This is a genomic window from Kitasatospora sp. NPDC023120 (assembly GCF_055560835.1).
This window is the reverse complement of the sequence record NZ_JBVHHY010000017.1, coordinates 28,049-55,018: the sequence shown is the minus strand read 5'-3', so window position 1 is coordinate 55,018 and position 26,970 is coordinate 28,049. Positions and strand designations below refer to the sequence as shown.

At 72.8% G+C, this 26,970-nt stretch carries 24 protein-coding genes; 11 read left to right on the top strand and 13 right to left on the bottom strand.

Annotation, left to right across the window (positions count from 1 at the left end):
• The first annotated feature begins 58 nt into the window (after nucleotides 1-58).
• Nucleotides 59-1,054 carry a VldE C-terminal domain-containing protein gene (locus tag ACZ3TI_RS24555; protein ID WP_465729827.1) on the top strand — a complete coding sequence of 332 codons (996 nt, stop codon included), beginning with the start codon at nucleotides 59-61 and terminating at the stop codon, nucleotides 1,052-1,054.
• A 305-nt stretch (nucleotides 1,055-1,359) separates the two neighbouring features.
• Nucleotides 1,360-2,148, top strand: coding sequence for a hypothetical protein (locus tag ACZ3TI_RS24550; RefSeq protein WP_465729589.1), 789 nt, complete (start codon nucleotides 1,360-1,362; stop codon nucleotides 2,146-2,148).
• 123 nt (nucleotides 2,149-2,271) lie between these two features.
• On the opposite strand, the gene dapC is transcribed toward ACZ3TI_RS24550, so the two are convergent.
• Entirely contained in the window at nucleotides 2,272-3,420 is a 1,149-nt protein-coding gene (gene dapC / locus ACZ3TI_RS24545) for a succinyldiaminopimelate transaminase (RefSeq protein WP_465729587.1), read from the bottom strand.
• A 20-nt stretch (nucleotides 3,421-3,440) separates the two neighbouring features.
• Nucleotides 3,441-3,767, bottom strand: coding sequence for a ferredoxin (fdxA, locus tag ACZ3TI_RS24540; protein WP_030061559.1), 327 nt, complete (start codon nucleotides 3,765-3,767; stop codon nucleotides 3,441-3,443).
• 130 nt (nucleotides 3,768-3,897) lie between these two features.
• On the opposite strand from fdxA, the gene ACZ3TI_RS24535 reads away from it, so the two are divergent.
• Together ACZ3TI_RS24535 and ACZ3TI_RS24530 are read left to right on the top strand one after the other, a co-directional pair.
• Nucleotides 3,898-4,938, top strand: coding sequence for a GNAT family N-acetyltransferase (locus ACZ3TI_RS24535; protein ID WP_465729585.1), 1,041 nt, complete (start codon nucleotides 3,898-3,900; stop codon nucleotides 4,936-4,938).
• Nucleotides 4,939-4,996: 58 nt separating this feature from the next.
• Complete coding sequence (locus ACZ3TI_RS24530; protein WP_465729583.1) at nucleotides 4,997-5,869, top strand: transglutaminase family protein; 873 nt, start codon at nucleotides 4,997-4,999, stop codon at nucleotides 5,867-5,869.
• Between the two features lie 12 nt (nucleotides 5,870-5,881).
• On the opposite strand, the gene ACZ3TI_RS24525 is transcribed toward ACZ3TI_RS24530, so the two are convergent.
• Nucleotides 5,882-6,511 (bottom strand): response regulator, encoded by a 630-nt coding sequence (locus tag ACZ3TI_RS24525; RefSeq protein WP_465729581.1) that lies wholly within the window; start codon nucleotides 6,509-6,511, stop codon nucleotides 5,882-5,884.
• Between the two features lie 64 nt (nucleotides 6,512-6,575).
• Here ACZ3TI_RS24525 and ACZ3TI_RS24520 point away from each other — a divergent pair, with 64 nt between their 5' ends.
• Both ACZ3TI_RS24520 and ACZ3TI_RS24515 read left to right on the top strand, forming a co-directional pair.
• Nucleotides 6,576-7,520 carry a MerR family transcriptional regulator gene (locus ACZ3TI_RS24520; protein ID WP_465729579.1) on the top strand — a complete coding sequence of 315 codons (945 nt, stop codon included), beginning with the start codon at nucleotides 6,576-6,578 and terminating at the stop codon, nucleotides 7,518-7,520.
• Entirely contained in the window at nucleotides 7,514-8,005 is a 492-nt protein-coding gene (locus ACZ3TI_RS24515; protein WP_465729577.1) for a GNAT family N-acetyltransferase, read from the top strand. Before ACZ3TI_RS24520 ends, ACZ3TI_RS24515 begins: the two co-directional genes overlap by 7 nt.
• Nucleotides 8,006-8,164: 159 nt before the next feature.
• Here the strand turns inward: ACZ3TI_RS24515 and ACZ3TI_RS24510 are convergent, their stop codons facing one another.
• The 4 genes from ACZ3TI_RS24510 to ACZ3TI_RS24495 form a co-directional block, all read right to left on the bottom strand.
• The gene (locus ACZ3TI_RS24510) at nucleotides 8,165-9,424 is read right to left on the bottom strand and encodes a sensor histidine kinase (protein ID WP_465729575.1); all 1,260 of its coding nucleotides are present in this window, start codon (nucleotides 9,422-9,424) and stop codon (nucleotides 8,165-8,167) included.
• A gap of 7 nt (nucleotides 9,425-9,431) precedes the next feature.
• Complete coding sequence (locus ACZ3TI_RS24505) at nucleotides 9,432-10,154, bottom strand: ABC transporter permease (RefSeq protein WP_465729573.1); 723 nt, start codon at nucleotides 10,152-10,154, stop codon at nucleotides 9,432-9,434.
• Entirely contained in the window at nucleotides 10,151-11,101 is a 951-nt protein-coding gene (locus tag ACZ3TI_RS24500) for an ABC transporter ATP-binding protein (RefSeq protein WP_465729571.1), read from the bottom strand. The genes ACZ3TI_RS24505 and ACZ3TI_RS24500 overlap by 4 nt, the downstream gene beginning before the upstream one ends.
• Nucleotides 11,102-11,296: 195 nt before the next feature.
• A complete protein-coding gene (locus ACZ3TI_RS24495) occupies nucleotides 11,297-13,447 on the bottom strand; it encodes a S9 family peptidase (RefSeq protein ID WP_465729569.1) in 2,151 nt (716 codons plus the stop codon).
• Between the two features lie 317 nt (nucleotides 13,448-13,764).
• Here ACZ3TI_RS24495 and ACZ3TI_RS24490 point away from each other — a divergent pair, with 317 nt between their 5' ends.
• The 5 genes from ACZ3TI_RS24490 (at nucleotide 13,765) to ACZ3TI_RS24470 (ending at nucleotide 19,836) form a co-directional block, all read left to right on the top strand.
• On the top strand, nucleotides 13,765-13,959 hold the full coding sequence (locus tag ACZ3TI_RS24490) for a DUF2304 domain-containing protein (protein WP_465729567.1): 195 nt from the start codon (nucleotides 13,765-13,767) through the stop codon (nucleotides 13,957-13,959).
• Between the two features lie 30 nt (nucleotides 13,960-13,989).
• Nucleotides 13,990-14,913: an N-acetyl-1-D-myo-inositol-2-amino-2-deoxy-alpha-D-glucopyranoside deacetylase gene (mshB, locus tag ACZ3TI_RS24485; protein WP_465729565.1), complete on the top strand. Its 924-nt coding sequence runs from the start codon at nucleotides 13,990-13,992 to the stop codon at nucleotides 14,911-14,913.
• Nucleotides 14,910-15,368 (top strand): DUF6113 family protein, encoded by a 459-nt coding sequence (locus ACZ3TI_RS24480; RefSeq protein WP_465729563.1) that lies wholly within the window; start codon nucleotides 14,910-14,912, stop codon nucleotides 15,366-15,368. Before mshB ends, ACZ3TI_RS24480 begins: the two co-directional genes overlap by 4 nt.
• A 243-nt stretch (nucleotides 15,369-15,611) precedes the next feature.
• The gene (locus ACZ3TI_RS24475; protein WP_465729561.1) at nucleotides 15,612-17,993 is read left to right on the top strand and encodes a peptidoglycan binding domain-containing protein; all 2,382 of its coding nucleotides are present in this window, start codon (nucleotides 15,612-15,614) and stop codon (nucleotides 17,991-17,993) included.
• A 130-nt stretch (nucleotides 17,994-18,123) separates the two neighbouring features.
• Nucleotides 18,124-19,836, top strand: coding sequence for an ABC transporter family substrate-binding protein (locus ACZ3TI_RS24470; protein ID WP_465729559.1), 1,713 nt, complete (start codon nucleotides 18,124-18,126; stop codon nucleotides 19,834-19,836).
• Between the two features lie 24 nt (nucleotides 19,837-19,860).
• On the opposite strand, the gene ACZ3TI_RS24465 is transcribed toward ACZ3TI_RS24470, so the two are convergent.
• From ACZ3TI_RS24465 to ACZ3TI_RS24440, 6 genes are all read right to left on the bottom strand, one after another.
• On the bottom strand, nucleotides 19,861-20,910 hold the full coding sequence (locus ACZ3TI_RS24465) for an ABC transporter ATP-binding protein (protein ID WP_465729557.1): 1,050 nt from the start codon (nucleotides 20,908-20,910) through the stop codon (nucleotides 19,861-19,863).
• A 163-nt stretch (nucleotides 20,911-21,073) separates the two neighbouring features.
• Nucleotides 21,074-22,171 (bottom strand): ABC transporter ATP-binding protein, encoded by a 1,098-nt coding sequence (locus tag ACZ3TI_RS24460; protein WP_465729555.1) that lies wholly within the window; start codon nucleotides 22,169-22,171, stop codon nucleotides 21,074-21,076.
• Nucleotides 22,161-23,213 carry an ABC transporter ATP-binding protein gene (locus tag ACZ3TI_RS24455; protein WP_465729553.1) on the bottom strand — a complete coding sequence of 351 codons (1,053 nt, stop codon included), beginning with the start codon at nucleotides 23,211-23,213 and terminating at the stop codon, nucleotides 22,161-22,163. Before ACZ3TI_RS24455 ends, ACZ3TI_RS24460 begins: the two co-directional genes overlap by 11 nt.
• A gap of 16 nt (nucleotides 23,214-23,229) precedes the next feature.
• On the bottom strand, nucleotides 23,230-24,144 hold the full coding sequence (locus ACZ3TI_RS24450) for an ABC transporter permease (RefSeq protein ID WP_465729825.1): 915 nt from the start codon (nucleotides 24,142-24,144) through the stop codon (nucleotides 23,230-23,232).
• Nucleotides 24,145-24,220: 76 nt separating this feature from the next.
• Entirely contained in the window at nucleotides 24,221-25,147 is a 927-nt protein-coding gene (locus tag ACZ3TI_RS24445; protein WP_465729551.1) for an ABC transporter permease, read from the bottom strand.
• Nucleotides 25,148-25,311: 164 nt separating this feature from the next.
• Nucleotides 25,312-26,934 carry a peptide ABC transporter substrate-binding protein gene (locus ACZ3TI_RS24440; RefSeq protein WP_465729549.1) on the bottom strand — a complete coding sequence of 541 codons (1,623 nt, stop codon included), beginning with the start codon at nucleotides 26,932-26,934 and terminating at the stop codon, nucleotides 25,312-25,314.
• Between the last annotated feature and the right edge of the window lie 36 nt (nucleotides 26,935-26,970).

The window sequence follows — 26,970 nt, the reverse complement described above, 5'->3', positions numbered from 1 at the left end:
GGAGCTGGGCGACGACGAGACGCCCGCCCGCCGCCGCGGGCCGCTGCGCGCGCTGCTGATGGTGATCGTCGGGCTGCTCGGCCTGGCGCTGGTCGCGGGTCTGGCCGTGGTCGGCATCTGGTGGTTCGGCTTCAAGCCGGGCGAGTCCGAGGAGTGCACGGTGAAGACCGCGGCCGGCAACGGCACGCTGGAGCTGCCGCAGGCCGCCAACGCCGCGACGATCGCCGCGGTGGCGCGCTCGCGCGGGCTGCCGGACCGGGCCACCACGATCTCGCTGGCGACCGCCATGCAGGAGTCCAAGCTGCGCAACCTGGCGGGCGGCGACCGGGACTCGATCGGCCTGTTCCAGCAGCGGCCGTCGATGGGCTGGGGCACCCCCGCGCAGATCTCGGACCCGGTGTACGCGACCAACAAGTTCCTGGACGGCCTGGTCAAGGTCCCCGGCTACACCCGGCTGCCGCTGACCGACGCCGCGCAGGCGGTGCAGAAGAGCGGGTACCCGCAGGCCTACGCCAAGCACGAGACCAAGGCGACCCTGCTCACCTCGGCGCTGGCCGGCCGGGAGCCCGGCTCCTTCTCCTGCGTCGTGCACGACTACGCCAAGCCGGACCCGGAGGACTCGGCCTCCGCCACCCCGGGCGCCTCCCCCGTCGCGGGCGCCTCCGCGACCCCGGTCGCGGCACCGGACCGGGCGCAGGTGCTGTCCGACCGGGTGCGCCGGGAGTTCGGCCGTACCGTCACCCCGGCCACCGGCTACGCCTCGACCATCAAGGGCGCCGAGAACGCCGTCGCGCTGACCCCGGACCCGGCCACCGCCGCGCTGACCTCCTCGGCGGACGCCGGGGCGGACGGCGGGGTGAGCGCCGAGCGGGCCAGCGGCTGGGAGGTGGCCCACTGGGCGGTCGCCCAGGCCCAGCAGCTGGGCATCGCGACGGTCGCGTACGACGGGAAGATCTGGCGCAAGACCAAGTCCGGGGACGGCTGGCAGCCGCAGCCCTCGGGCACGTCGACCAAGCTGGTCCAGGTCACCCTGGCCCCGTCCGACAAGAGCTGACGAACAGACGTACGGGTAGCCGCCGGACGGGTGATTCAGGTCAACCTCGGTGGACCGGTCCCCCGTTCCGGCACCCCTCGGTGGAGAACCGTCACTTCCCTTGGCGGGGGCCGGTCGGACGGCTCCCCGCCGGGCCCGGCGGGCGCCACTGCTGCGGTCGTACGATCCGATGGTCGGTCAGACACTTTCCTTGCACCGGCCGAAACCTTCTGGCTTCTCAAGCGGTAACCACGTCGTCCGCCCGGTCGTCCACGCCCGGTCCCACGGGCGGACGGGACGGAACCCAGACCCCTTCGAGGAGCCCCATGTCTCACCCCCTCACGCGCCGGATCGCCCAGGCCGCGCTCGTCGTGGCGGCCGGAGCGACCCCGCTGGTCGCGGCCGGCTCCGCGTCCGCACTGGGCGGGGACGCCCTGCTGCCCAAGAGCGACCTCGCGGCGCCGCTGGGCCAGCTGACCAACACCGACACCGGTTCCACCCTGCAGCACACCACCCACCAGCTCGGCCAGGCCGCCGGCACCACCGGCGCGGCCACCGTCGCCGCGGGCGTACCGGCCTCCGCCGACGCGGCCGGCAACATCGTCGCCCACCAGCTCCCCGAGGCGAACGAGAAGGCCGGCTCGCTGACCGCGCCGGTGGACCAGACCGCCGCCACCACCGGCCAGCTCTCCGCCGTCACCCCGAAGGTCGCCTCCGCGCTGGCCGGCAAGCTCGGCGAGGCCGTCACCGGCAAGGGCATGGGCACCCGCAGCGCCAACGCGGGCACCAGCCCGGTCGGCGGGCTCGCCCAGACCGGCTCCGTCGCCCAGGCCCTGCCGGGTGCCGACAAGCTCCCCGGCACCAACGCCGTCACCGACGCGCTGCCGCTGGGCTCGGTGCAGCGCGCGCTGCCGCTCGGCTCGGTCGAGCACACCCTCTCCGGCGCGCCCGGCGCCGACGTGCTGGGCCTGGCCGAGCACGGGTCGGCCAACCGCCTCGGTGGCGCCGACCTCGGCCCGAACAACCCGCTGTCCGGCCTCACCGGCGCGCTCGGCCCGCTGGGCGGCCTGCTGAACGGCGTGAACGGCGGCAGCGTCAGCGGCCTGCCGCTGTAGTCCGCGTGCGGTAGTCCGCACGGGCTGGTCCCAGGCCGAAGGGCCGGTGCTCCTCCTCGGAACACCGGCCCTTCGGCATGCCGTTCGGCGTGCGCCCGGCGCGCTACGTTCAGCGCGCTACGTTCAGCGCGCCGCGTTCAGCCGCTCCACGGCCGAGGCGACCCGCTCGTCGGTCGCGGTGAAGGCGACCCGGACGAAGCGCTCGCCCGCCGGCCCGTAGAAGTCCCCGGGCGCCACCAGGATCCCCAGCTGCGCCAGTTCGGCGACGGTCTCCCAGCACGGACGGTCCTGGGTCGCCCACAGGTAGAGGCTGGCCTCGGAGTGCTCGATCCGGAAGCCGTACGCCTCCAGCGCCGCCCGCAGCGCCGAGCGCCGGGCCGCGTACCGCTCGCGCTGCTCGGCCACGTGCGCGTCGTCCGCGAGCGCGGCGACGGTCGCCGCCTGGACCGGCGCGGGCACGATCATGCCGCCGTGCTTGCGCACCTCCAGCAGCTCCTTGACCACCACCGGGTCACCCGCGACGAAGGAGGCGCGGTAGCCCGCCAGGTTGGAGCGCTTGGAGAGCGAGTGGACGGCCAGCAGGCCCTCGTGGCCGCCCCCGCACACCTCCGGGTGCAGGACGGAGACCGGCTCGGCCTCCCAGCCCAGCTCCAGGTAGCACTCGTCGCTGACCAGCAGCGCCCGGTGCTCGCGCGCCCACTCCACGGTGCGGCGCAGCTCCTCCGCGCCCAGCACCCGGCCGGTCGGGTTGGACGGCGAGTTCACCCAGATCAGGCGCACCCGGGAGCCGTCCAGCTCGTCCACCGAGTCGTACTCGACCGGCTCGGCGCCGCACAGCCGGGCGCCCACCTCGTACGTCGGGTAGGCCAGCCGCGGGTAGGCGACCTGGTCGCCGGGGCCGAGGCCGAGCTGGGTCGGCAGCCAGGCCACCAGCTCCTTGGAGCCGACGGTCGGCAGGACGGCCTGCGGGCCGATCTCGGCGCCGACGCGGCGGTGCAGCCAGCCGGCGATGGACTCGCGCAGCTCCGGCGTGCCCCAGACGGTCGGGTAGCCGGGGGTGTCGGTGTGCGCGGCCAGGGCCTTCTGGATCACCTCGGGGACCGGGTCCACCGGGGTGCCGACGGAGAAGTCGCAGAGGCTGCCAGGGTGGGCCAGGGCCGTCTCCTTGTACGGCTCCAGCTTGTCCCAGGGGAAGACCGGCAGGAGGTCGGAAACGCGGCGCGCCGCCCCCGGGTGGCCCGGGAACGGCGCGTGCGTGCTGTCGTTGCTCACAGCTTCGATGCCACCGATCGTCAGTGGTCGGCGTTCTGCGGCGGCAGAGCGGCGATGAACGGGTGGTCACGCTCGATCAGGCCCAGCTTCGAGGCACCACCGGGCGAACCGAGGTCGTCGAAGAACTCGACGTTCGCCTTGTAGTAGTCCTTCCACTCCTCGGGAGTGTCGTCCTCGTAGAAGATCGCCTCGACCGGGCAGACCGGCTCGCACGCGCCACAGTCGACACACTCATCCGGGTGGATGTAGAGGGAACGCTCGCCCTCGTAGATGCAGTCAACCGGGCACTCTTCGATGCACGCCTTGTCCTTCACGTCGACACAAGGCTGCGCGATGACGTAAGTCACGCTGTCGTTCCTCCTCGGAAGGGCCTGGTGGCCCGTTCTGTTCTGCTCGCGTGCGCGGTGAGCGCGGCGTCGTCGATGCCCGCCCCTAGTATCGCGGGTCGGGGACCGCAAATGCACAGGAGGTGGCCAGATGGCGACAGGCAACCCGGTCGACGGCCGTCCAGAGGTCCGGATAGATCGCTCTGACGTGGGACTTCGCGTGTCCGTCCGGCGCCTCGCCGAGTTCGTCGACGACCGACCGGTGTTCCGGGATTCGATCGGCGTGCTCACATCGTGGGACGATCATGGGTTGACGATCGCGCCGCGGTCCGGGGATCCGGTCCTCGTGCCGGAGAAACTGCTGGTCGCGGGCAAGGTCGTCCCGCCGTTCCCGGCCCGGCGCGCTCCGCTGCCGGTCGCGACGCCGGTCGAACTGCAGCGGATCGCGGGCCGCGGCTGGCCGGCCGTCGAGGAGGAGCCGCTCGGCGAGTGGACACTGCGCGCCTCGGCCGGGTTCACCCGGCGGGCCAACTCCGTCCAGGCCCTCGGCGAGCCGGGCCTGCCGCTGCCGCAGGCGCTGGAGGCCGTCCGCGCCTGGTACGCGGAGCGCGGGCTGCCCTCGTACGTCGAGGTGATCACCCCCGGGTCCCCGGAGGCGCTGCGGGCGGAGCTGGACCGGCTGGGCGCCGGGTACGCGCCCACGCTGGTCCTCACCGCCCCGCTGGCCGGGCTCGCCCGGGCCGGCGGCGGGCACATGGGGGCACCCCCGGCCGGAGGCTGGGGGAGGGTACGGCTGGCGCGGACGGCGGACGCGGCGTGGCTGTCGCTGTACCGACGGGTGAGCGGCGACCCGGCGGTCGAGGAGGCGGCGCGGCAGGTGCTGCACGGCGGACCATCGGTCTGGTTCGCCACCGTGCCGGGGGCGCCAGGGCAGCCGCCGCTGGCGATCGGACGCTGCGTCATCGACGGCCCCTGGGCCTGCTTCGGCGCGATCGAGGTGCAGCCGTACGCCCGGCGGGCCGGGCTGGCGACGGCGGTCATGGCGGTGCTCGCCTCACGGGCGGCCGAGGAGGGGGCGAGCGGCGGCTACCTGCAGGTCGAGGCGGAGAACGCGGGGGCGATCGCGCTCTATGACGGACTCGGCTTCACGACCAGTCACACTTACCACTACGCCCTGCTTCCCCAGGGGTAGCAGCCCGCCCGTTCTTGCCCGATTGTCCGCCCGCCGTACGAAAGCCGTCGCCGTCACCGTGACCGAGCAGAGCAGAGACCGCTTCCGGACCGCCGCCCGCGCCGAGCACCCCGACCCGGTGCTGCTCTGCCTGCTCGCCGCCGCCGAACACGGCACGGCGCTCGACCCCGACGACCCCGGCGAACCGCCCAGCCCGGACGCCCTGCTCGCCGCCTGCGAGGCCGCGCTGGAGCGGCACGCGGCCGCCGTCCGGCAGGCCGTCGCCGAGCGCGCGCCCGCCGGGCCGGAGGAGACCGCCGCCCTGCTCGCCGCCGTCCTCGGCGGGCGGGAGCGCTTCCACGGGCGGCAGGCCGACTACCGGCGGCTGGAGTCCTCGCTGCTGCCCGAGGTGCTGCGGCGGCGGCGCGGGCTGCCGATCATGCTCTCGCTGGTGTGGATGGCGGTCGGGCAGCGGGCCGGGCTCGCCGTCCACGGCATCGCGCTGCCCGGGCACTTCATCGTCGCCGTCGGCGGGCCGGCCGGCGGCGAGGAGTACGTGCTGGCCGACCCGTTCCACGGCGGGCGGCTGCTCGACGCCGGGGACGTCCAGCAGCTGGTCGCCGCCGCCGGGCAGGAGTTCACGCCCGCGCTGCTCACCCCCGCCCAGCCGCTGGACATCGTGCTGCGGGTGCTCGGCAACATCCGCGCCTGGGCCGCCGACCGCCCCGAGCACGCCCGCACCCAGCTCTGGGCCACCGAACTCGCCCTGCTGCTGCCCCGGCACCCGGCGCAGCTCCGGCTGGAGCGGGCCGAACTCCTCGTCCGCACCGGGGACTTCCTCGGCGGCTCGGCGGAGATGGACGCCTACGCGCAGATCCTGGACGCCTTCGACCCGGACGGCGCCGCCAAGGTCCGCCAGGAGGCACGGGCGGCGCGGCACCGGCTCAACTGAGCTCCCGCGGGATCACAGCCAGCCCTTCTCGCGGGCGATCCGGACCGCCTCGGTGCGGTTGCGGGCCTCGGTCTTCTGGATCGCCATCGACAGGTAGTTGCGGACCGTCCCCTCCGACAGGTGCAGCCGCTTGGCGATGTCCGCGTTCACCGCGCCGTCGGCGGCCGCGCCCAGCACGTCCCGCTCGCGCGGGGTCAGCGGGTTGGCGCCCTCGGCCAGCGCGGCCGCCGCCAGCGCCGGGTCGATCACCCGCTCGCCGCGCAGCACCCGGCGGATCGCCTCGGCCAGCTCGGAGGCGGGCGCGTCCTTCACCAGGAACGCGTCCGCGCCGGACTCCATCGCCCGGCGCAGGTAGCCGGGGCGGCCGAAGGTCGTCGCGATGACCACCTTGGTGCGCGGCGCCCGCCGGTGCAGCTCGGCGGCCGCCTCGATGCCCGTCATCCCCGGCATCTCGATGTCCAGCACGGCGACCTGCACGTCGTTCGCCAGCACCGCCGCCACCACCTCGTCCCCGCGGCCGACCTGCGCGACGACGTCGATGTCCCCCTCCAGCCCGAGCAGCGCCGCCAGCGCCTCCCGGACCATCCCCTGATCCTCGGCGAGCAGCACGCGGATCGAGGCCCCGTTGTCAGTGTCGTTCATGGCCACGACCTTAGAGGGGAACGGGGTTGAGTCTCCCGTAGGGGGAGACGCCAAGGTGGACCGCATGGACGGCAGCGACACGCTCTACTCGATCGGCGACCTCGCCCGGCGCACCGGACTCACCGTCAAGACCATCCGGTTCTACGCCGACACCGGCCTCGTCCCGCCCACCGACCGCAGCGCCGCCGGCTACCGGCTGTACGACATCCACGCCCTCGCCCGGCTCGACCTCGTCCGCACCCTGCGCGACCTCGGCCTCGACCTGCCCGCGATCCGGCGCGTCCTGGAGCGGGAGGCGCCGCTGCACGAGGTCGCCGCCGCGCACGCCGAGGCGCTGGAGGTGCAGATCCGCACGCTGCGGCTGCGCCGGGCGGTGCTGCTCGCGGTCGCCGGGCGTGGCTCCACCCCCGAGGAGATGACACTCATGCACAAGCTGGCCAAGCTGTCGGACGCCGAACGCCGGCGTCTCGTCCACGACTTCATCGACGAGGCCTTCGGCGGCCTGGACGCCAACCCCGAGTTCGTCGCCATGATGCGCTCGGCGATGCCCGAACTGCCCGACGAGCCACGGCCGGAGCAGGTCGAGGCCTGGGTCGAGCTGGGCGAACTCGTCCAGGACCGGGACTTCCGCGCGGCCGTGCGGAGGATGGCCGAGCACCAGGCGCGCGAACGGGCGGAGGGCGACCGCACCGGCCTGCACACCGCGCTGACCGAGACCGTGACCTCCCGGGTCCGCGCCGCGCTGGCCGCCGACCTCGCCCCCGGCTCCCCCGAGTCCGACCCCGTCGTCGACGCCCTCACCGCCGCCTACGCCGAGACCTTCGACCGCCCGGACGACGCGGAGTTGCGGCGGTGGCTGTTGGACCGCCTCGGGACCGCCGACGACCCGCGCGCCGAGCGCTACTGGCAGCTGCTGGCGACCATCAACGGCTGGCCGCCCCAGGAGAGCCTGCGCGACGTATTCGAGTGGTTCACCGAGGCCCTGCGGACGAGACTGGCCGGATGCTGACCCTCGAACGCCTCCGCCCCGACCACGCCGACGCCCTGCTCGCCTTCGAACTCACCAACCGCGCGTACTTCGCCCGCACCGTCCCCGACCGCGGGGACGCCTACTTCGCCGAGTTCGCGGACCACCTCGCCGCCCGCCTCGCCGAACAGGAAGAGGGCACCTGCCGGTTCCACATCGTCCGCGACGCGGCCGGCGAGCTCGTCGGCCGCGTCAACCTCGTCGACCTCGCCGACGGCACCGCCGAACTCGGCTACCGCATCGCCGAATCCGCCACCGGCCGCGGACTCGCCAAGGCCGCCGTCGCCGAGGCCTGCCGGCTGGCAGCCCGCTCCTACGGCCTCCGCTTCCTCACTGCCGCCACCACCGTCGACAACCCCGCCTCACAAGCCGTCCTCGCCCACAACGGCTTCCGGTTCAGGTACGAGTTCCACCTCGACGACCGCCCGGCCCTCGCCTACCGCCGTGACCTGGCCGACCTCGTCTGAGGCCCGGGGCGTGGCCGTCGCCACCGTCTCCCCAGCACTGCAGCGCCTTCGGATGGCGACTCCGGAGTGGGAGGTCGGCCCGGCCGAGGATGAGAACAGTGGACATGTCCGGAACGACGATCGGCCCGGTCGGCCGGGTTCCCCGCGGAGGAACGGCCCCTAGAGCGGCTTCGGGGGCGGCGTCGACACCGTCCGCAGCGGTACCGCGGCCCGCAGGCGGAAGCCCTTGCCGCGCTCGCCCGGGCCGGCCTCGAGCCGGCCGCCGACCAGTGCCAGTCGCTCCTCCAGGCCGGAGAGCCCGTTGCCCGGCTGGGACTTGCCCGGGCCGGGCCCGTCGTCGGCGATCTCCAGGACGGCGTAGCGCTCGCCGTTCGTCTCCCAGCTCTCGTCCGCCCTCACCGTGCAGACGGTGGCGCCCTCGCCGTGCCGGACCACGTTGGTGACGGCCTCGCGCAGCGCCCAGGCCAGCGCGCCCGCCTCCTCGTTGGCCAGCCCCGGCCAGCTGTCCACCAGCTCCGGCGCGGCCTCCAGCCGGACCTGCGCGGCGGCCAGGGCCGTACGGGCGGCGGCGAGTTCGACCGGCAGGGTCGGACGGCGGAAGCCGGTGACCGCCTCCCGGACGTCGATCAGCGACTGCCGGGCGACCTGCTCGATGTCGGCGACCTGCGCCCGCGCCGCCTCGTCCTTGCCCGCGTCCATGAACCGTCCGGCCAGCTCGCTCTTGATGGTGATCAGCGAGAGCGAGTGCCCGAGCAGGTCGTGCAGGTCGCGGGCGAGCCGCAGCCGCTCCTCGGAGGCGGCCAGGTGGGCGACGGCGGCCCTCGCCTCGCGCAGCTCGTTCATGGTGGTGACCAGCCGCTGCAGGCCGGTCATCGCGATGCCGGAGAGGAAGGCGCTCAGCGCGAAGGTGGAGATGTTGTTCGCACTGGCGCCGATGCCCACCCCGACCGCGGCGGTGAGCACCGCCATGGCGAGCAGCGCCCGCAGCGCGTACTTCGCCGGGATGATGATGGCCACGCAGACCGAGGCGTAGATGAACAGCGTCAGGAACGCGGTGCCGAGCGCCACCGCGGCGGCGGTCGCCAGCCCGATCATCGTCGTGACGATCACCACGCAGGCCCGCGGCCGCATCCCCGCCTGCGAGCGGAAGATCACCAGCAGGACGTACGCGGCCACGAACCCGGCCAGGCAGCACCAGCCGAGCACCGTCCCGGCCGGGCCGTGCCCGCCGCCCAGCAGGTCGCCCGCCGGGTACGCCAGGTAGAGCATCCACAGCAGCATCCAGGCGATCTTGACCAGCAGCTGCCGCCTGGTCTCCACCGGGGAGCCGGGGACGTTCATGAACGAGGCGCGGGCCGCGCCCACCTCCGGCGGTTCGTCGGGGCGGTGGGCCCGGCCTGCGTCACTCATGTCGATCATGACGCCATCATGCCGCTCGGGTGTCGCGGCGGTACAGCACTGCCGCGGCGGCACCGAACACCGCGAGGAAGGCCGCCAGCCCGCCGACCGCGGCGGTGTCCAGGGAGTGCCCGGGCTGGGTGAAGGTGGCCAGGTGGTTGTACAGGTACACCGGGTTCAACCGGGCGAACCTCTCCAGGGTGCCGGTCACCGGGAACCACGTCCCGCCGAACAGCGCCATCACCATGTAGGTCACCATCACGATGGTCTGCACCGAGTCCGGCGCCGCCGCGTAACCGAGCGCCACCCCGAGCGCCGCGAAGACGAAGCTGCCCAGCCACAGCGCCAGCAGCAGGCCGGCCCACTGCGCCGCGCTCAGCGAGACGCCCTGGGTGGCGCCGATCGCGAAGACCACCAGGATCGCCGGCAGCGTGGTCACCGAGCTCGCGGCGATCTTGCCGACGGTGTACGCCCGCCCGGGCAGCGCGGTCAGCCGCAGCTGGCGCGTCCAGCCGCTCTTGCGCTCCAGCGAGATCCGCTGCGCGCTGCCGCTCAGCACGCCGCCGACCGCGCCGAAGGTGGCCATCGAGACCATGAAGTACGTCTTCACCGGCAGGCCGCCGGCCAGCTTGGTGGAGTCGTAGGCGTGGATGAAGAAGAAGTACATCAGCGCCGGGTAGGCGATGGTGAAGAGCAGGTAGCGACGGTTGCGGAGGGTCCGCAGGATCTCCAGCTTGATCAGGGTGGTCATCGCGCACTCTCCATGGCGGCCTCGTTCTTGTCCTGCTCCCCGGTGATGGTCAGGAACGCCTGCTCCAGGCCCAGCCCGGCGACCTCCAGCCCGCGCGGGTACAGGCCCGCCCGGTAGAGCCCGGCGACACTCGCGTCGGCGTCCGCGGTCCGGATCCGGACCGTGCGCACCCCCGGGACCCTCGCGGTGACGTCCAGCGACTGCACGCCCGGCAGGGCGCGCAGCAGGCCCTCGTCGAAGAACTGCCCGTCCGCGTCGTGGAGTTCGAAGGCGATCCGGCGGGCGCCGGCGCGCGCCTTGATCTCGGCGGAGCTGCCGTCGGCGATCAGCCGGCCCCGGTGCAGCACCAGGACGCGGTCGGCGATCGAGTCGGCCTCCTCCAGGTAGTGGGTGGCGAACAGCACCGTGCGCCCGGCGTCGGCCTGCGCCCGCATGCTCGCCCAGAACGCCTGCCGGACGCTGACGTCCATGCCGGTGGTGGGCTCGTCCAGCACGATCAGGTCGTTGTCGCCGGCGATCGCCAGGGCGAAGCGGACCCGCTGCTCCTGGCCGCCGGACAGCTTGTCGACCCGCCGCTCCGCCAGCTCGGTGATCCCGGCGTCGGTCAGCACCCCCGTGACCGACCGACCGCGCGGGTGCACGTCGCAGGCGAGCCGGACCAGCTCGCGCACCTTGACGTCGGACATCAGCCCGCCGCTCTGCAGCATCGCGCCGACCCGGCCGGTCGCGATCGCCGCCCGTGGGGTCCCGCCGAACAGCGTCACGCTGCCCTGGTCGGGCTCCCGCAGGCCGAGCAGCAGGTCCAGGCTGGTGGACTTCCCGGCGCCGTTCGGACCGAGCAGCGCCACGGTCTCGCCCGGCCTCAGCACGAGGTCCAGTCCGTCCACGGCGCGTACCCGCCCGTAGCTCTTGCCCACGCCGCGGAAGGCGGCCACCTCGGTGTCCATCGCCCGGCTCCTCTCCCCTGATGGTGTCGCGCTCGTGGTGTCACGACCGGTGCTGTTCGCACCACCTCAGAGTCCCGCGCGGGCGGCTTCCGGCGGCAGTGTCCGCCGTCGTGCCTTCGGCATGACATCCGTCATGCCGGCGGCCGGTACCCGAGTCACCGGTACCGGCCGCCGAAGGTGCCGGTCAGGGCTGCGTCAGCGGGCCAGCGCGCGCTTCACGAAGTCGACCTGGAGCAGCAGCAGGTTCTCCGCGACCTCCTCCTGCGGGGTCATGTGCGTGACGCCGGACAGCGGCAGCACGGTGTGCGGGCGCCCGGCGGCGAGCAGCGCCGAGGAGAGCCGCAGGGTGTGCGCGGCCACCACGTTGTCGTCGGCCAGCCCGTGGATGATCATCAGCGGGCGCTCCAGCCCGGCCGCGTACCCGCTCAGCGAGTTGGCGGCGTACACCTCGGGCCGCTCGGCCGGATCGCCCAGGTAGCGCTCGGTGTAGTGGGTGTCGTACAGCTCCCAGTCGGTCACCGGCGCGCCGGACACCGCCGCGTGGAAGACGTCCGGGCGCCGCAGCACGGCGAGCGCCGAGAGGTAGCCGCCGTACGACCAGCCGCGGATCGCGACCCGGTCGAGGTCCAGCGGGAACTCCCCCGCGAGCGCCTGCAGCGCGTCCACCTGGTCGTCCAGGGTGGCTCCGGCGAAGTCGAAGGCGATCGACTTCTCCCAGGCCGGCCCGCGCCCCGGGGTGCCGCGCCCGTCGGCGACGACCACCGCGAAGCCCTGGTCGGCGAACCACTGCGAGTTGAGGTGCGGGTTGTGCGCCTGGACGACGCGCTGCCCGTGCGGGCCGCCGTACGGGTCCATCAGGACGGGCAGCAGGCCGTCGCGCTCGCGGTCGTAGCCGGTGGGCAGGAAGACGGCGGCCGGGATGCGGCGCTCGCCGGCGAAGCGGAAGACCGGGCGGGCGGTGATGACCGGGGTCTCGGCGTACGAGGCGATGGTGGCGACGTCGTCGACCACCACGCCCTCGGGCAGGTCGCGGGCGACCCGGACGAGGGCGCCGGGCAGGTCGGGCTCGGCGGTGGCCCGGACGGTGATCCCGCCGCCGTGTACCGCGCCGGTGACGGAGGTGAACGGCCGGCCGTTGGCGGACTCCCAGCCGAGCCGCTTGCCGTCGTGGCTGATCCGGCCGACGGCGATCCAGCCGGGCTCCGGGTCGGTCTCGGTGGCACCGCCGGAGGCGGTGAAGAACACCTCGTCCTCGGTGACGGTGATGACGGACCTGAGGTGCAGGTCGGCCCCGGTGACGGCCTGGTCGCCGACCACCAGCGCCCTGACCCCTCCCTCGTCGGAGATCCGCACCAGCTTGCCGTCCGGGGTCCACGCCGGGACGCCCGGGAAGGCCTCCAGCCAGGCGTCGTCGCGCTCCTCGTGCAGCACCTTGGTGGCGCCGGTGGCCACGTCCAGGCCGAGGATCCGCTGGCCGCGCTGGTCGCGGGACTGCACCTGCAGCAGCGGCACGCCGCCCTTCGACCAGTGCACGCGGGCGAGGTACGGGAAGGCGGTGCGGTCCCAGATCACCTCGGTGCGCCCGCCGTGCAGGTCGAGCAGCCAGAGGCCGACCTCGGCGTTGGCGGTGCCGGCCGCCGGGTAGGCGACCTCGGCGGGCTCGCGCTCGGGGTTCGCCGGGTCGGCGATCCACCAGCGGCGCACCGGGCTGTCGTCGGCGCGCTCGACCAGCAGCCGGTCGCTGTCCGGGGACCACCAGAAGCCGCGGTCGCGGTCCATCTCCTCCTGGGCGATGAACTCGGCCTGTCCCCAGGTGACGTTCGGGCCGTCCGGCTCGGCGAGCACCCGGTCGCCGCTGCCGTCGGTCCGGGTCAGCCGCAGCTCGCCGGCCGTGTTGGCGTATGCGACGTACCTGCCGTCCGGGGCCGGGCGCGGGTCCAACAGCGGCCCCTGGGCGGGCAGTTCGGCGGTGGTGCCGGCGGTCAGGTCGGCGGTGAAGAGGCGACCGGAGAGGGCGAAGGCGGCCAGTTCGCCGGCCGCGTCCAGGGCGTAGCCGACGATGCCGGCCGAGCCCTCGCGGCTGCGCTCGCGGCGGGCCTTCTCGGCCGGGGAGAGGTCCTCCTCGCCGCCGCCGAGCAGGACCGCCGGGTCGGCGGCGATCCGCTCCTCGCCGGTGGCGGTGTCGAGGGCCCAGAGCAGGTTGGCCCGGTCGCCCGAGCGCGAGCGGAGGAAGACGACCCGCGAGCCGTCCGGTGCGACGGAGAAGGAGCGGGGCGCGCCGACGGTGTAGCGCAGGGTCCGCGCGTACTGCCGGGGAAAGGTGTCCGCAGGGGTGTGGGAGGTCATGACACCAGACCCTACGACGCCGAACTCCCGCTGCCGGGAGGCTGGTGATCACTCGTTCGGAGCATCGCCCCCGAGTACGCCCCAAAGAGGTCCGAACCCCCTCCGACCGGCCCATGCGCCCCGCGAGTGCCCCGATGCCCCGACGCGCGGGGACTCACTGAATGTAATGCTCCCCTTACCCATCGGGTATGACTTGTCAGGCGAGTGATCGGCGGCCCCGTCCCGGGCCCCGCCCACCCGCAGCCCCCAGTTCCCGCACCGTCCCACCGCCGCCCTCCCCCAACGGGCGGCGTGCCCGAGAAGGGGTGTGAGCCGACATGGCCATGAACATCTCCGCAGCCGTGCTGATGCTGGTCATCGTGGTGGTGCTGATCCGCCGCAACGGCCTGAAGCTGTCGCACGCGATCGTCTGCGCGCTGCTCGGCTTCTACCTGGCCTCCAGCTCGATCGCCCCGTCGATCAGCCAGGTCACCAGCAACCTCGCCGGCATGATCAACGGCCTTCGGCTCTGAGGCCCCGCGGCGGTCGTTAGGCTTCCTCCCATGACCGCGACTACCGGGACCGCCACCACCGGCCGCCGACTCCTCCTCGTGCACGCACACCCCGACGACGAGTCGATCGGCAACGGCGCCACCATGGCCCGGTACGCCGCCGAGGGCGCCCGGGTCACGCTGGTGACCTGCACCCTCGGCGAGGGCGGCGAGGTGATCGTCCCGGAGCTGGCCCGGCTGACGGCCGATCGGGACGACACCCTCGGCGCGCACCGGATCGGCGAGCTCACCGAGGCGATGGACGCCCTGGGCGTCACCGACTTCCGCTTCCTCGGCGGCCCGGGGCGCTACCGCGACTCCGGGATGATGGGCGTGCCCGACAACGACGCGCCCGGCTGCTTCTGGCAGGCGGACGTGGAGGAGGCGGCCGGCCACCTGGTCGCGGTGATCCGCGAGGTGCGGCCGCAGGTCCTGGTCACGTACGACGAGAACGGCGGCTACGGACACCCGGACCACATCCAGGCGCACCGGGTCGCGATGCGCGCGTACGAGCTGGCCGCCGACCCGGCGTACCGGCCCGAGCTGGGCGCGGCCTGGCGGACCGCCAAGGTGTACTGGAACCGGATGCCCCGCTCGGTCATCGAGGCCGGGCTCGCCGAGGCCGCCGCCAAGGCGTCCTTCCCGGGGGTCGCCCAGCCCGCGGACGTCCCCGGCGTGGTCGCCGACAAGGTGGTCACCACGGTGCTGGACGGCGCCGCGTACGCCGGGCGCAAGGCGGCCGCGATGGCCGCGCACGCCACCCAGATCACCGTGGACGGCGCCTTCTTCGCGCTCTCCAACGACCTCGCCCAGCCGCTGCTCGCCACCGAGTACTACCAGCTGGTGCGCGGCCAGGCCGGGCCGGGCGAGCCGGAGGACGACCTGTTCGCGGGCCTCGACGCCGCCGCCGCGGGCACCGCGGAGGACGTGCGATGAGCAAGCCCGCCCCGCAGCCGCCGCGCCGCTCGGTCCCGGCGACCGTCCTCGGCACCCGCGAGGAGCGGCTGGCCGAGTCTCAACCCCCGCGCACTGCCCGGATCGCGGCGTATGTCCTGTTCTTCCTGCTCGGCTTCGCGGTGTCGGTCTGCGGATCCTTTGTGCAGGCCCTGTGGCCGCCCGTGGGAGTCCTGCTGGCGCTCGCCGCGACCGCCGCCACCTTCTACGCCGGCCTGCGGGTCACCGGCACCAAGCTCGGCGCGGGCGCGCCCGCGGCCGGCTGGTTCCTGGCGATGCTGCTGCTGATCGTGCCCCGGCCGGAGGGCGACAACGTGCTGTGGTCCAACGCCACATCGCTGGCCTGGCTGTTCGTCGGCTCGGTGCTGGGCGTGATCTGCGCCACCCTGCCCACCCGTACCAGCTGGTTCCCGGGGGTCCCCGGCCCGCCGCGCTGACCCCGGCCGAGCGCTGCGTACGGTACCGCGTACGACGCGCAGTCAGGAGCACACGGCCTTACTCTCATACCGGAGGAACCGGACGTATCAGGATCTGTCCGAAGCCGTTCACCGCTCAGTTCTTCCCAGTATGGTGGTCCCGCAGAACGCCGTACCCGACCGCCGCCCGCCCCAGCCGGGCCCGGCGACCACGAACCGCGGTCGCGCCGCACGGCCCGCCCGCGAACCCGGAGCAGAGCAGCATTGAGCAGCCGCGAATCTGACAACGCCCACCCGACGCCTCGGCGCACGGGCCCGGACGCCTACCCGTCGGGCACCCCGCCCTACGGCACGCCCGGGCTCCCCGGCGGCGACCGGGCCGCGGCCGGCGCCGGCCAGGGCGCCGCGTCGGGCGGCGAGGACGACGGTCCGAAGACCGAGACCACCCTGACGACCCGGGTCCGGATCAACATCCCCGGCTCGCGTCCGATCCCGCCGGTCGTCGTCCGCAGCACCGTCAAGAACGAGGACGGCCCGGCCGAGGACGCCGCGGCCGCCGCCGAGCAGGGCGGTCCGCGCCACCGCTCGGCGCCCGCCTCGCCCGTCCTCGGTGTGATGGACGGCGGCGGCACCGCCACCCCGGACCTGCCGCCGGAGTGGGAGATCCCGGCGATCCCGCCGGCGACCTCGGAGTCCGAGTCCACCGGCGCCTGGTTCCGGCCGCGCCAGAAGAAGGCCGCCACCGCCGAGCCCGCGCCGGCCGCCGTGCCGGCCGGGGCCCCGAGCGCGTCGGCTGCCCCGACCGCGCCCGGCACCGCCGCCGAGGCCCGGCCGCAGGGCGCCCGCCAGGGCGGGGGCGCTGCCGCCCGTGCCAACGGCGCCGCGAACGGCCGCCCGGTGCCCGCCCAGGGCAAGTCGCCCAACCCGGGTGCCCCCGCCGCGCCGCGCCGCGCCGAGTCCCCGGTCGAGGAGCCCGGCGTCTACGAGGCCGCCGACCCGTTCGCGCCCGGCGCCGATCCCTTCGGTCCGACCCCCGGCCCCGACGCCGGCACCCGTGGCCCGCGCGGCGGCCGCCCCCAGCAGAACGGGGCGCAGCAGAACGGCGCGCGGCAGAACCGGCCGCAGCCGAACGGCGCCCGCCAGGGCGGCCCGCAGCAGGGCGGCCCGCAGCGGCCCGGCCCGCAGAACGGCTTCCCCCAGGGTGCGCCGGCCGCCGAGCCGAACTCTGAGGACACCTCGGTCGACGGCTTCTCACCGATCCGCGAGAACACCCCGCCGCCCGCCGGGATATCCGGCCGACCCCGCAACGGCGCCCCCCGCGGTGCCGACAGCCGTCCGCAGCCGGGCCTGTTCGCCTCGGCGCCCACCGGCGCCGACCCGTTCGCCGCCCAGCGTCCGGCCGCCCCCGGCCAGGACGGCCCCGTCGCCCCGGCGGCTCCCGGCGGGCTCTTCCCGAGTGCTCCCGGTGCGGGCCCGCAGTCCGGCCGTCCCCAGCAGCCCGGCCGCGACCCCGAGGCCACCGCGGTCACCCCGCTGCCCGTTCCGGGCACCGGCCCCCGGCCCGAGGCCGCCCAGGGCCCCAACGCTCCCAAGGGTCCGAAGGGCCCCAACGGCGCACCCGCGCCCGCCCCGACGCCACCCCCGGCACCCGCCAAGGCCTCCCCGGCGCCCGCCAAGGGCAAGGCCAAGGCCGGCGGCGGCAAGAAGCTGGTCAAGCTGGGCGTCTACGGCATCGGCGGTGTGCTGTTCCTCGGCGCCGCCGCGTACGGCACCGGCCTGATGCTCAACCAGTCCGACGTGCCCAAGGGCACCGTGGTGCTCGGCACCGACATCGGTGGCAACAGCCGTGACCAGGCGATCCACTCGCTGGACGAGTCGGTCGGCAAGGCCGGTCAGCAGCCGCTGAAGCTGAAGATCGGCGACCAGACCGTGGACCTCGACCCGACGGTCGCCGGTCTGGGCTTCGACACCACCGCCACCGTGGACGGCCTGGCCCAGCACAGCTACAACCCGGTCGACGTCATCAAGTCGCTCCAGGGCGGCAGCAAGGCCGTCGCACCGGAGGTCAAGGTCGACCGGGCCAAGCTCAAGGCCGCCCTCGACTCGCTGGCCGTCGGCTCGGGCCAGGGCCTGCAGGAGGGCTACGTCAAGTTCGGCGACCCCAACGGCGAGCCGATCGTCGTCCCCGGCCGGGCCGGTCAGGCGGTGGACTCGGCGGCCGCCCTGGACGCCGTCGAGCAGGCCTACCGCGACCGCGCGGCCGGCAAGGCCGACCAGCCGATCGCCCTCGCCGTCACGGCCGCCCAGCCGAAGGTCTCCGCCCAGGCCCTGCAGGCCGCCGCCGACAGCCTCGGCAAGCAGATCGCCAATGGCAAGGTGCACGTGCTGGCCGGTACCAAGAACTGGGACTTCGGCCCGAAGACCGCCGCCAAGGTGCTCACGCTCGTCCCGGACGCCTCCGGCAAGATCGTGCCCAAGTGGGACCTCGACGCGCTCGGCGCCCAGCTGGGCAACGTGTTCGACAAGGTGAAGGTCAAGAAGAACGGCCAGCTCGTCCCGGTCACGCCGCAGGACGTCGCGGACGGCATCGCCTCGGTCTTCGACAAGACCGGCGACAAGGACCGCACCTTCAAGTTCGCGGTCTGATCCGCGTCCGACGTTCCGACCGCCGTCGGGGGGCGGGTCCGCATCCGGGCCCGCCCCTCGACAACTCCACCCCCGGTCAGCAAGATGTGACGCCACACCTTCCGTCACATCCACCTCGGGGAGCACGCCGATGGGCCGCCGCCTCCAGCACCACGGGACGGCCCTGCTCGCCGGCCTCACCGCCCTCACCCTCTCGCTGACGCTCTGCTCCTGCGCCTCCGGCCAGGGCGACGCCGCCGACGCGCTGCCGTCCCCCGCGTCGCCCAAGCTCACCTCGGTCGACATCAACCCCCACGACCGCGGGCAGCTGCGCCAGGGCGGCACCCTGAACCTGGCGATCGCCCAGTTCTCCCACCAGTGGTCGCCGATCCACACCGACGGCAGCGAGTCCTCGACCATCGCCGTCACCAAGCCGCTGCTGCCGACCTTCTTCCGTTCGGACGCGGCCGGCGCCCAGACCGTCAACCCGGCCTACCTGCAGGAGGCCCACTCCGAGCTGAAGGACGGCCGGCAGGTCGTCACCTGGACGCTCAACCCGAAGGCGCACTGGTCCGACGGCACCCCGATCACCTGGCGCGACATCGAGGCCAACTGGCGGGCCCTGAACGGCAAGGACCCGGCCTACAAGCCGTCCAGCACCTCCGGCTTCGAGCTGGTCTCCTCCGTCGAGCGCGGCAAGGACGACTTCCAGGCCGTGATGACCTTCGACCGGCCGTTCTCGGAGTGGCAGTCGATGTTCAACGGCGCCGGCAACGCCCCGCTGCTGCCGGCCGCCCGGATCTCCACCCCCGAGCTGTTCAACTCCGCCTACCTGGACGCGATCCCGGTCACCGCCGGTCCGTTCAGGCTCGAGCAGCTCGACCGCACCGCGCAGACCGTCACCCTGGTCGCCGACCCCGGCTGGTGGGGCGACAAGCCGATGCTGGACCGGATCGTCTTCCACGCGATGCTCCCGGACGCGATGTCCGCCGCCTTCGCCAAGGGCAAGCTCGACCTGGTCAACATCGGCCCGGACGTGGCCGGTTACCAGACCATCCGGGCCACCAAGGGCGCCGTGGTCCTCCGGGCCGGCGGCCCGGACTTCCGGCAGTTCACCCTGAACGCCCGCACCCCCGCGCTGAGCGACGCGACCGTGCGCCAGGCCGTGTTCCAGGCGATCAACCGGGACGTCGTCATCCGCTCCGACCTCAACGGCCTGGACTGGCCCGCCGTCCCGCTCAACAACCACCTGCTGGTCGTCAACCAGAACGGCTACCGGGACAACTCCCTCGGCCTGGCCCGCTACGACCCCGCCGAGGCCGCCCGCAAGCTGGACTCCGCGGGCTGGAAGCTCGACGGCGACGTGCGCCAGAAGGACGGCCGGGAGCTGAACCTGCGGATGGTCATCCCGGCCGGTGTCACCCAGGCGCAGAACGAGGCCGCGAACACCACCAAGATGCTCAAGGACGTCGGGATCAAGGTCAGTGTCGTGACCGCCCCCGTCAACGAGTTCTTCGACAAGTACGTCAACCGCGGCGACTTCGACATCACCGCCTACTCGCTGCTCGGCACGCCCTTCCCGGCCAGCGGCAACCGCGCCAACTTCGTCCAGAACGGCGGCACCAACCACGTCGGCGCGGGCAGCTCCGCGGTCGACGCCGCGCTCGACCGGGCCGCCGCCGCCACCGACGCGGCCACCGCCACCGAGGCGACCAACCAGGCCGACGGCGAGCTCTGGAAGGTGGCCGGCGTCCTGCCGCTCTACCAGCGCCCGCAGCTGTACGGCGCCCGCGCCGACCTCGCCAACATCGGCGCGCAGGGTCTGTCCGACATCGTCTGGGAGAACGTCGGCTTCGTGAAGTGACCTCGTGAGCGGCCGCCGGCGGGCTCAGCCGTGCAGTGTGTCCTGCGCGTAGTGGCAGGCGCTGCGGCGACCCGCCAGCTCCTCACCGTGCTCGCCCACCACCGGTACCAGCGGCGGGAGTTCGGCCCGGCAGCGGTCCTGCACCCGGTCACAGCGGGGGTTGAAGGCGCAGCCCTCCGGGATCCGCAGCAGGCTCGGCGGCAGGCCCTTGATCGCGTGCAGGTCCTGGCCCTTCTGGTCCAGGCGCGGGATCGAGTCCAGCAGTCCCTTGGTGTACGGGTGCGCCGGGCGCGCGTACAGCTCGTGCACCGGTGCCGTCTCCACGATCCGGCCCGCGTACATCACGGCGATCTTGTCCGCGACGTCCGCGACCACACCGAGGTCGTGGGTGATCAGGATCAAACCCATGTTGAACTCGGACTGCAGGTCCGCCAGCAGGTCCATCACCTGGGCCTGCACCGTGACGTCCAGGGCGGTGGTGGGCTCGTCCGCGATGATCAGGTCCGGCTCCAGGGCCAGCGCCATCGCGATCATGATCCGTTGGCGCATGCCGCCGGAGAACTGGTGCGGGAAGTCGCCGACCCGCTGCCTGGCCGCGGGGATGCGCACCCGGTCCATCAGCTCGACGGCCTTCTCCCGGGCCTCCTTGCGGCCGACGCCGTGGTGGGTCCGGAACATCTCCCCCAGCTGGTAGCCCACGCTGAGCACCGGGTTGAGGGCGGACAGCGCGTCCTGGAAGATCATCGCGATCCGGCGGCCCCGGACGGCCCGCCGGGCGTTGGCGCTCATGGTCAGCAGGTCCTCGCCGCGGAACAGGATCCGCCCCGAGGTGATCCGCCCCGGCGGGATGTCCAGGATGCCCATGACCGCCTGCGCCGTCACCGACTTGCCCGACCCGGACTCCCCCAGCACCGCCAGCGTCTCGCCCGCCGACACCGCGTAGCTCACCCCGTTGACGGCCTTCGCGACCCCGTCCCGGGTGTGGAACTCCACGTGCAGATCCTCGACCTCCAGCAACGGGGTCCCGGGCGCCAGGCTCTCCCGTCCGCCGCCGATCACCTCCACCGCGTCCATGTGAGCAGCCCTCCTCAGCGCAGCAGCGACCATCGATAGGCGCAGAGCAACTATCAAGGACGGGAACGCACTTGGCGAGTGTGCGGCAGATCTCTTTTCCATCACGGGGCAAACGGAGAAGGGCACGCCCCCGACGGGAGGACGCGCCCTCGGGACGGCACCTTCAGCCGGCGCCCTGCTCCCCCGCCTCGCGCTCCGCGGCGAAGTGGCACGCCGAGTCGTGGAACGCCGCCCCGTCCAGCCAGGACGGCGAGGCGAGCAGCGGCACCTCGACCTCGCACCGCTGCTGCGCCTTCCAGCACCGGGTCCGGAAGCGGCAGCCCGACGGCGGATTGGCCGGCGAGGGCACGTCCCCGGTGAGCACGATCCGGTCCCTGGACTCGCGCGCTGTCGGGTCGGGCACGGGCACCGCCGAGAGCAGCGCCTGGGTGTACGGATGGGTGGCGTGGTCGTAGATCTCGGCGTCGCTGCCGATCTCGACCAGCTTCCCGAGGTACATCACGCCGACCCGGTCCGAGATGTGGCGGACGATCGAGAGGTCGTGCGCGATGAACATGTACGAGAGGTTGAACTCGCCCTGCAGCTGCTCCAGCAGGTTGATCACCTGCGCCTGCACCGACACGTCCAGCGCGGACACCGGCTCGTCGCAGATGATGATCTCCGGCTTGAGCGCCAACCCCCGCGCGATGCCGATGCGTTGGCGCTGCCCGCCGGAGAACTGGTGCGGGTACCGGTTGATGTACTCCGGGTTGAGCCCGACCACGTCCAGCAAGTCCTGGACGGCCTTGCGGCGGTCGCCCCTGGGCGCCACCTCCGGGTGGATCTCGAACGGCTCCCCGATGATGTCGCCGACCGTCATGCGCGGGTTGAGCGAGGTGTACGGGTCCTGGAACACCATCTGGATGTTCCGCCGGACGGCCTTGAGCGCCGACCCGGTCAGCCGGGAGATCTCCTCCCCCTTGTACCGGACCGAGCCCCCGGTGGCCGGCTCCAGGTTCATCAGCACCTTGGCCAGCGTGGACTTTCCGCAGCCGGACTCGCCGACGATGCCGAGCGTCTCACCCTGCATCAGGTCGAAGCTGACCCCGTCGACCGCCTTGACCGCGCCGACCTGCTTCTTGAACAGGACGCCCTGGGTCAGCGGGAAGTGCTTGACCAGGTCCCGGACTTCGAGGATCGGCTCGCCGCGCGGCACCTCCTGTACGAAGACGGCCTCCTCCGGCACCGCCGCGCCCAGTGCGCTGGCCCCGTTAGCGGTCATGGAGGGTCTCCTTCCAGAAGAAGCAGGCGCTGCCGCGCCCCTCCAGCGGCGTCCCGTCGTCCTCGGTGACCGGGAACAGCTCCGGCACCTCGGCCCGGCAGATGTCCTGCGCGCGCGGGCAGCGCGGGTTGAAGGCGCAGCCCGGGGGAATCCGCAGCAGGTTGGGCGGCAGGCCCTTGATCGCGTAGAGCTCCTGGCCCTTCTGGTCCAGCCGCGGGATGGAGTCCAGCAGCCCCCGGGTGTACGGGTGCGCCGGGCGCGCGTAGAGCTCGTGCACCGGTGCCGTCTCCACGATCCGGCCCGCGTACATCACCGCGATCTTGTCCGCGACGTCCGCGACCACGCCCAGGTCGTGGGTGATCAGGATGAGCCCCATGTGGAACTCGGCCTGCAGCTCGGCCAGCAGGTCCATCACCTGGGCCTGGACGGTCACGTCCAGCGCCGTGGTGGGCTCGTCCGCGATGATCAGGTCCGGCTCCAGGGCCAGCGCCATCGCGATCATGATGCGCTGGCGCATGCCGCCCGAGAACTGGTGCGGGTAGTCGTTGACGCGCTGCTTGGCAGCCGGGATGCGCACCCGGTCCATCAGCTCGACGGCCTTCTCCTTCGCCTCCGCGCGCGAGACCCCGCGGTGGGCCCGGAACATCTCGCCGAGCTGGAAGCCCACCGACAGCACCGGGTTGAGCGAGGAGAGCGCGTCCTGGAAGATCATCGCGATCCGCCCGCCGCGGATCCTGCGCCTCTCGTCCTTGCTCATCTTGAGCATGTCCTGGCCCCGGAACCGGATCTCGCCGCGCGGGATCCGGGCCGGCGGCATGTCCAGGATGCCCATGATCGCCTGCGCGGTCACCGACTTGCCGGAGCCGGACTCCCCGAGCACGGCGAGCGTCTCGCCGGCCGAGACCGAGTAGTTGACGCCGTTGACCGCCCGGGCCACACCGTCCCGCGTGACGAACTCGACGTGCAGGTCCCGCACGTCGAGCAGCGGTCCCTCGTACGGCGCCTCCCGCTCGTGCTCGGTGGTGTCCACCGCTGTGTTCACGATGCGCTCCCCTCGCTCAGCGAAGCTTCGGATCGAGGGCGTCGCGCACCGCGTCGCCCATCATGATGAAGGCCAGCACGGTGACGGAGAGCGCCGCGGCCGGGAAGAACATCACGTACGGCGCGGTCCGGATCACCTTCTGGGCGGAGGAGATGTCGATGCCCCAGGAGATGGTCGGCTCTTGCAGGCCGATGCCGAGGAAGCTCAACGTCGCCTCGGTCGCGATGTAGCCGCCGAGCGCGATGGTCGCCACCACGATCACCGGTGCGACCGCGTTCGGCAGGATGTGCCGGAACATCAGTCGCCCGGTCCCCGCGCCGAGCGCCCGGCCCGCCACCACGTAGTCGGACTGTTTGACGGTGAGCACCGCGCCGCGCATGACGCGGGCGATCTGGGTCCAGCCGAGGACGGCCAGCGCGACCACCACCGTCCACACCGTACGGATGGTGAACGCGTTCAGCAGCACCAGGGCGCCGAGCAGCAGCGGGATGCCGAAGAAGATGTCGACGATCCGGGAGATCACCGCGTCGACGGCCCCGCCGTAGTACCCGGCGACCATCCCGGTCAGCCCGCCGAGCAGGGTGACCGCGGCGGTCACGAAGATGCCGACGGTGATCGAGGCGCGGGCGCCGTAGACCACCCGGGCGTAGATGGACCGGCCCTGCGCGTCATAGCCGAACCAGCCGGCGCCGAAGAAGTCCGTGGCGTCCGGCCGCTTGAGGTAGTCGTTCACCAGGTCGGCCTTGCGCGGGTTGGCGTCGGTGAAGGCCCAGGGGAAGATCGCCATGATCACCAGCAGCACGATCAGCACGACGGAGAGCAGGAAGATGGGACGCCGCCGCAGGTCCCGCCAGGCGTCGCCCCAGAGGCTGCGGGCCTCTTCCCGCTTCTCGACGTCGCGTTCGACCAGGGTCTCCTGCTCGACCGCCATGCCCTGCTCCCCTGCGTAGTCGAGGCGCGAGACGCCCGGCTTGGGGTGGGGTTCGTACGAGTCCTCGTCGTGGATGTCAGGCATAGCGGATCCTCGGGTCCAGGACCGCGTACAGCAGGTCGACGAGCAGGCTGGCGACCAGGTAGATGATCACCAGGACGGTCACGATGCCGACCACGGTCGGGCCTTCCTTCTGGTTGATCGCCCGGTACAGGACGTTGCCGATGCCCTGCACGTTGAAGATGCCCTCGGTGACGATCGCCCCGCCCATCAGCGCGCCGAGGTCGGTCCCCAGGAAGGTGACCACCGGGATCAGCGAGTTGCGCAGCAGGTGGCGGGAGATGATGGTCCGCCGGGGCAGTCCCTTGGCGGTCGCGGTGCGGATGTAGTCGGCCCGCAGGTTCTCGCCGATGGACGTCCGGGTGAGCCGGGCGACGTACGCGAGCGACAGCGAGCCCAGGACGATCGCCGGCAGGACCAGCTGGGAGAGGTCGTAGCTGTCCTGCACCGTCGGCGTGACCCAGCCCAAGTTGGTGGCGAACACCGTCTGGGCGATGTAGGCGAGCACGAAGACCGGGATCGAGATCACCAGCAGCGTCAGGATGAGCACCAGGGTGTCCGCGATGCTGCCGCGCTTCAGGCCGGAGAGCACCCCGAGGGCGAGGCCCGCGACCATCTCGAAGACGAAGGCGAGCAGCGCGAGCCGGATGGTGACCGGGAAGGCGTCCGCCATGATGTCGGCGACCGGGCGGCCGGTGAAGCTGGTGCCGAAGTCCCCCTGGAAGAGGTTCCCCATGTAGTGCAGGTACTGCTTCCAGAGCGGCTGGTCCAGGTAGTACGTGTGCTTGATGCTCGCGACCACGGTCGGGTCCGCGGCCTTATCGCCGAACAGCGCCACCACCGGGTCGCCCGGCAGCGTGTAGACCATCACGAAGATCAGCAGCGTGGTGCCGAAGAACACCGGGATCATCTGCAGCACCCGCCGCAGCACGTAACTGCCCATCCGGGCCTCCTTCCTAGGTGCCCGACCGGCCGGGCCGGTCGACCGGGAGACCGCGCCCCGCCCTCCGTGCGGGGAGGGCGGGGCCGGCGCGAGGGATCAAGGGCCTGTCCGGTGGATCTCGCGGGCCCGGAGGAGATCCACCGGACCGGCCCCAAGCCCGGGGATCAGCCCTTGACCTCGACCTGGGTCCAGGCCGGGTTGCCGAAGGAGTCGAACTTCACGTTCTGCACCTTGGTCGAGTAGCCCGAGTTGGTGCGGTAGTACCAGAGCGGGATGGCCGGCATGCTGCTCGCGAGCACGGCCTCGGCCTTCTGGTAGCCGGTCGTCGAGTCGCTGACGCTCGGGGCCTCGTCGGCCTGGGTCGACAGCTGGTCGAACTGCGGGTTGCTGTAGCCGGTGTCGTTGGAGGCGGCACCGGTGCGGTACACGTCGGCCAGGAAGTTGGCGTTCAGCGGGTAGTCCTGCACCCAGCCGGTGCGGAAGGCGCCGTTGAGCTGGTGCTGGGTGATGGCCTGGCGGGCGGTCTTGAAGTCGGGCTTCGGGTCGCCCAGGCAGTCGACACCGGTGTTCTGCCGGATCGAGTTGCAGACCGCGTCCACCCACTCCTTGTGGCCGCCGTCCGCGTTGTAGGTGATCAGCACCTTGTTGCCGGGGACGCCGCCGCCCTGCTGGATCAGCTGCTTGGCCTTGGCGGGGTCGAAGTTGCAGAAGTCCCCGCAGGTGCCCGCCTTGTAACCCTGGACGCCCTCGGCCACCCAGGCGCTGGCCGGCGCGCGGGAGCCCTGCAGCACCGTCTTGGTGATGGTCGCGCGGTCGATCGCCATCGACAGGCCCTGGCGCACCTGGGCCTTCTCCGGAGCGGCCCAGTCGGCCTGGTAGAGCGTGAAGCCGATGTTCTGGATGGCGCCCTGCGGGGCGTCCACCGCCCGGTCCCCGAGGTCGTTCTTGTACGTCGCCAGCGCGGACGGCGGCACCTGGTCCATCACGTCCAGGTTGCTGGACTGCAGGTCGGCGTAGGCGGCCTCGGACGTGGTGTACATCTTGAAGACGATGCCGCCGTTCTTCGGCTTGTCCACGCCCTGGTAGTCCGGGAAGGCCTTGGTGGTCACCTGGGTGTTGTGCGCCCAGCTGACGAATTGGTACGGGCCGTTGCCCACCGGCTTCTGCCCGTACCCGGCCGGGTCGCTGAAGAACCCGTCCGGCAGCGGGGAGAAGGCGATGTAGCCGAGCTTGTACTCGAAGTACGAGACCTTGTGGTTCAGCTTGATCGTGAAGTGCAGGTCGTCGGTGACGGCCAGACCGGACATCTTGTCGACGGTCGGCTTGCCGGTGGCCGGGTGGAGGTCCTGGTAGCCCTCGATGTCGGAGAACCAGGAGCTGTTGATCTGGGCGTTGGCGGGGTTGGCGGCCCAGTTCCAGGCGTCGACGAAGTTCTTGGCGTGCACCGGGGTGCCGTCGTGGAACTTCCAGCCGTCCTTCAGCGTGACGGTGTAGGTCTGGGAGTCGGTGGTGTCGATCTTCTCGGCCACCTGCATCCGGAGCTGGGCGTTGCTCGGGTCGTAGTCCACCAGCCCCTTGAAGAGGTTCTGGATGATGCGACCGCCACCGACCTCGTTCGCGTTGGCGGGCTGCAGCGGGTTCTGCGGCTCACTGCTCTGGTAGCTGAAGGTCTTGGTGGCGTCCGACGAGCTGCTGCCTCCTCCGCCGCCGCTGCTGCACCCGGTGGCCACCAGGACCACGGACGTCGCAGCGGCGAGGACCAGGCGAGCGCGGGCGGCTCCGGGCATGAAGGTCCCTCCTCAAGGTGTGTGTCGCATCACACC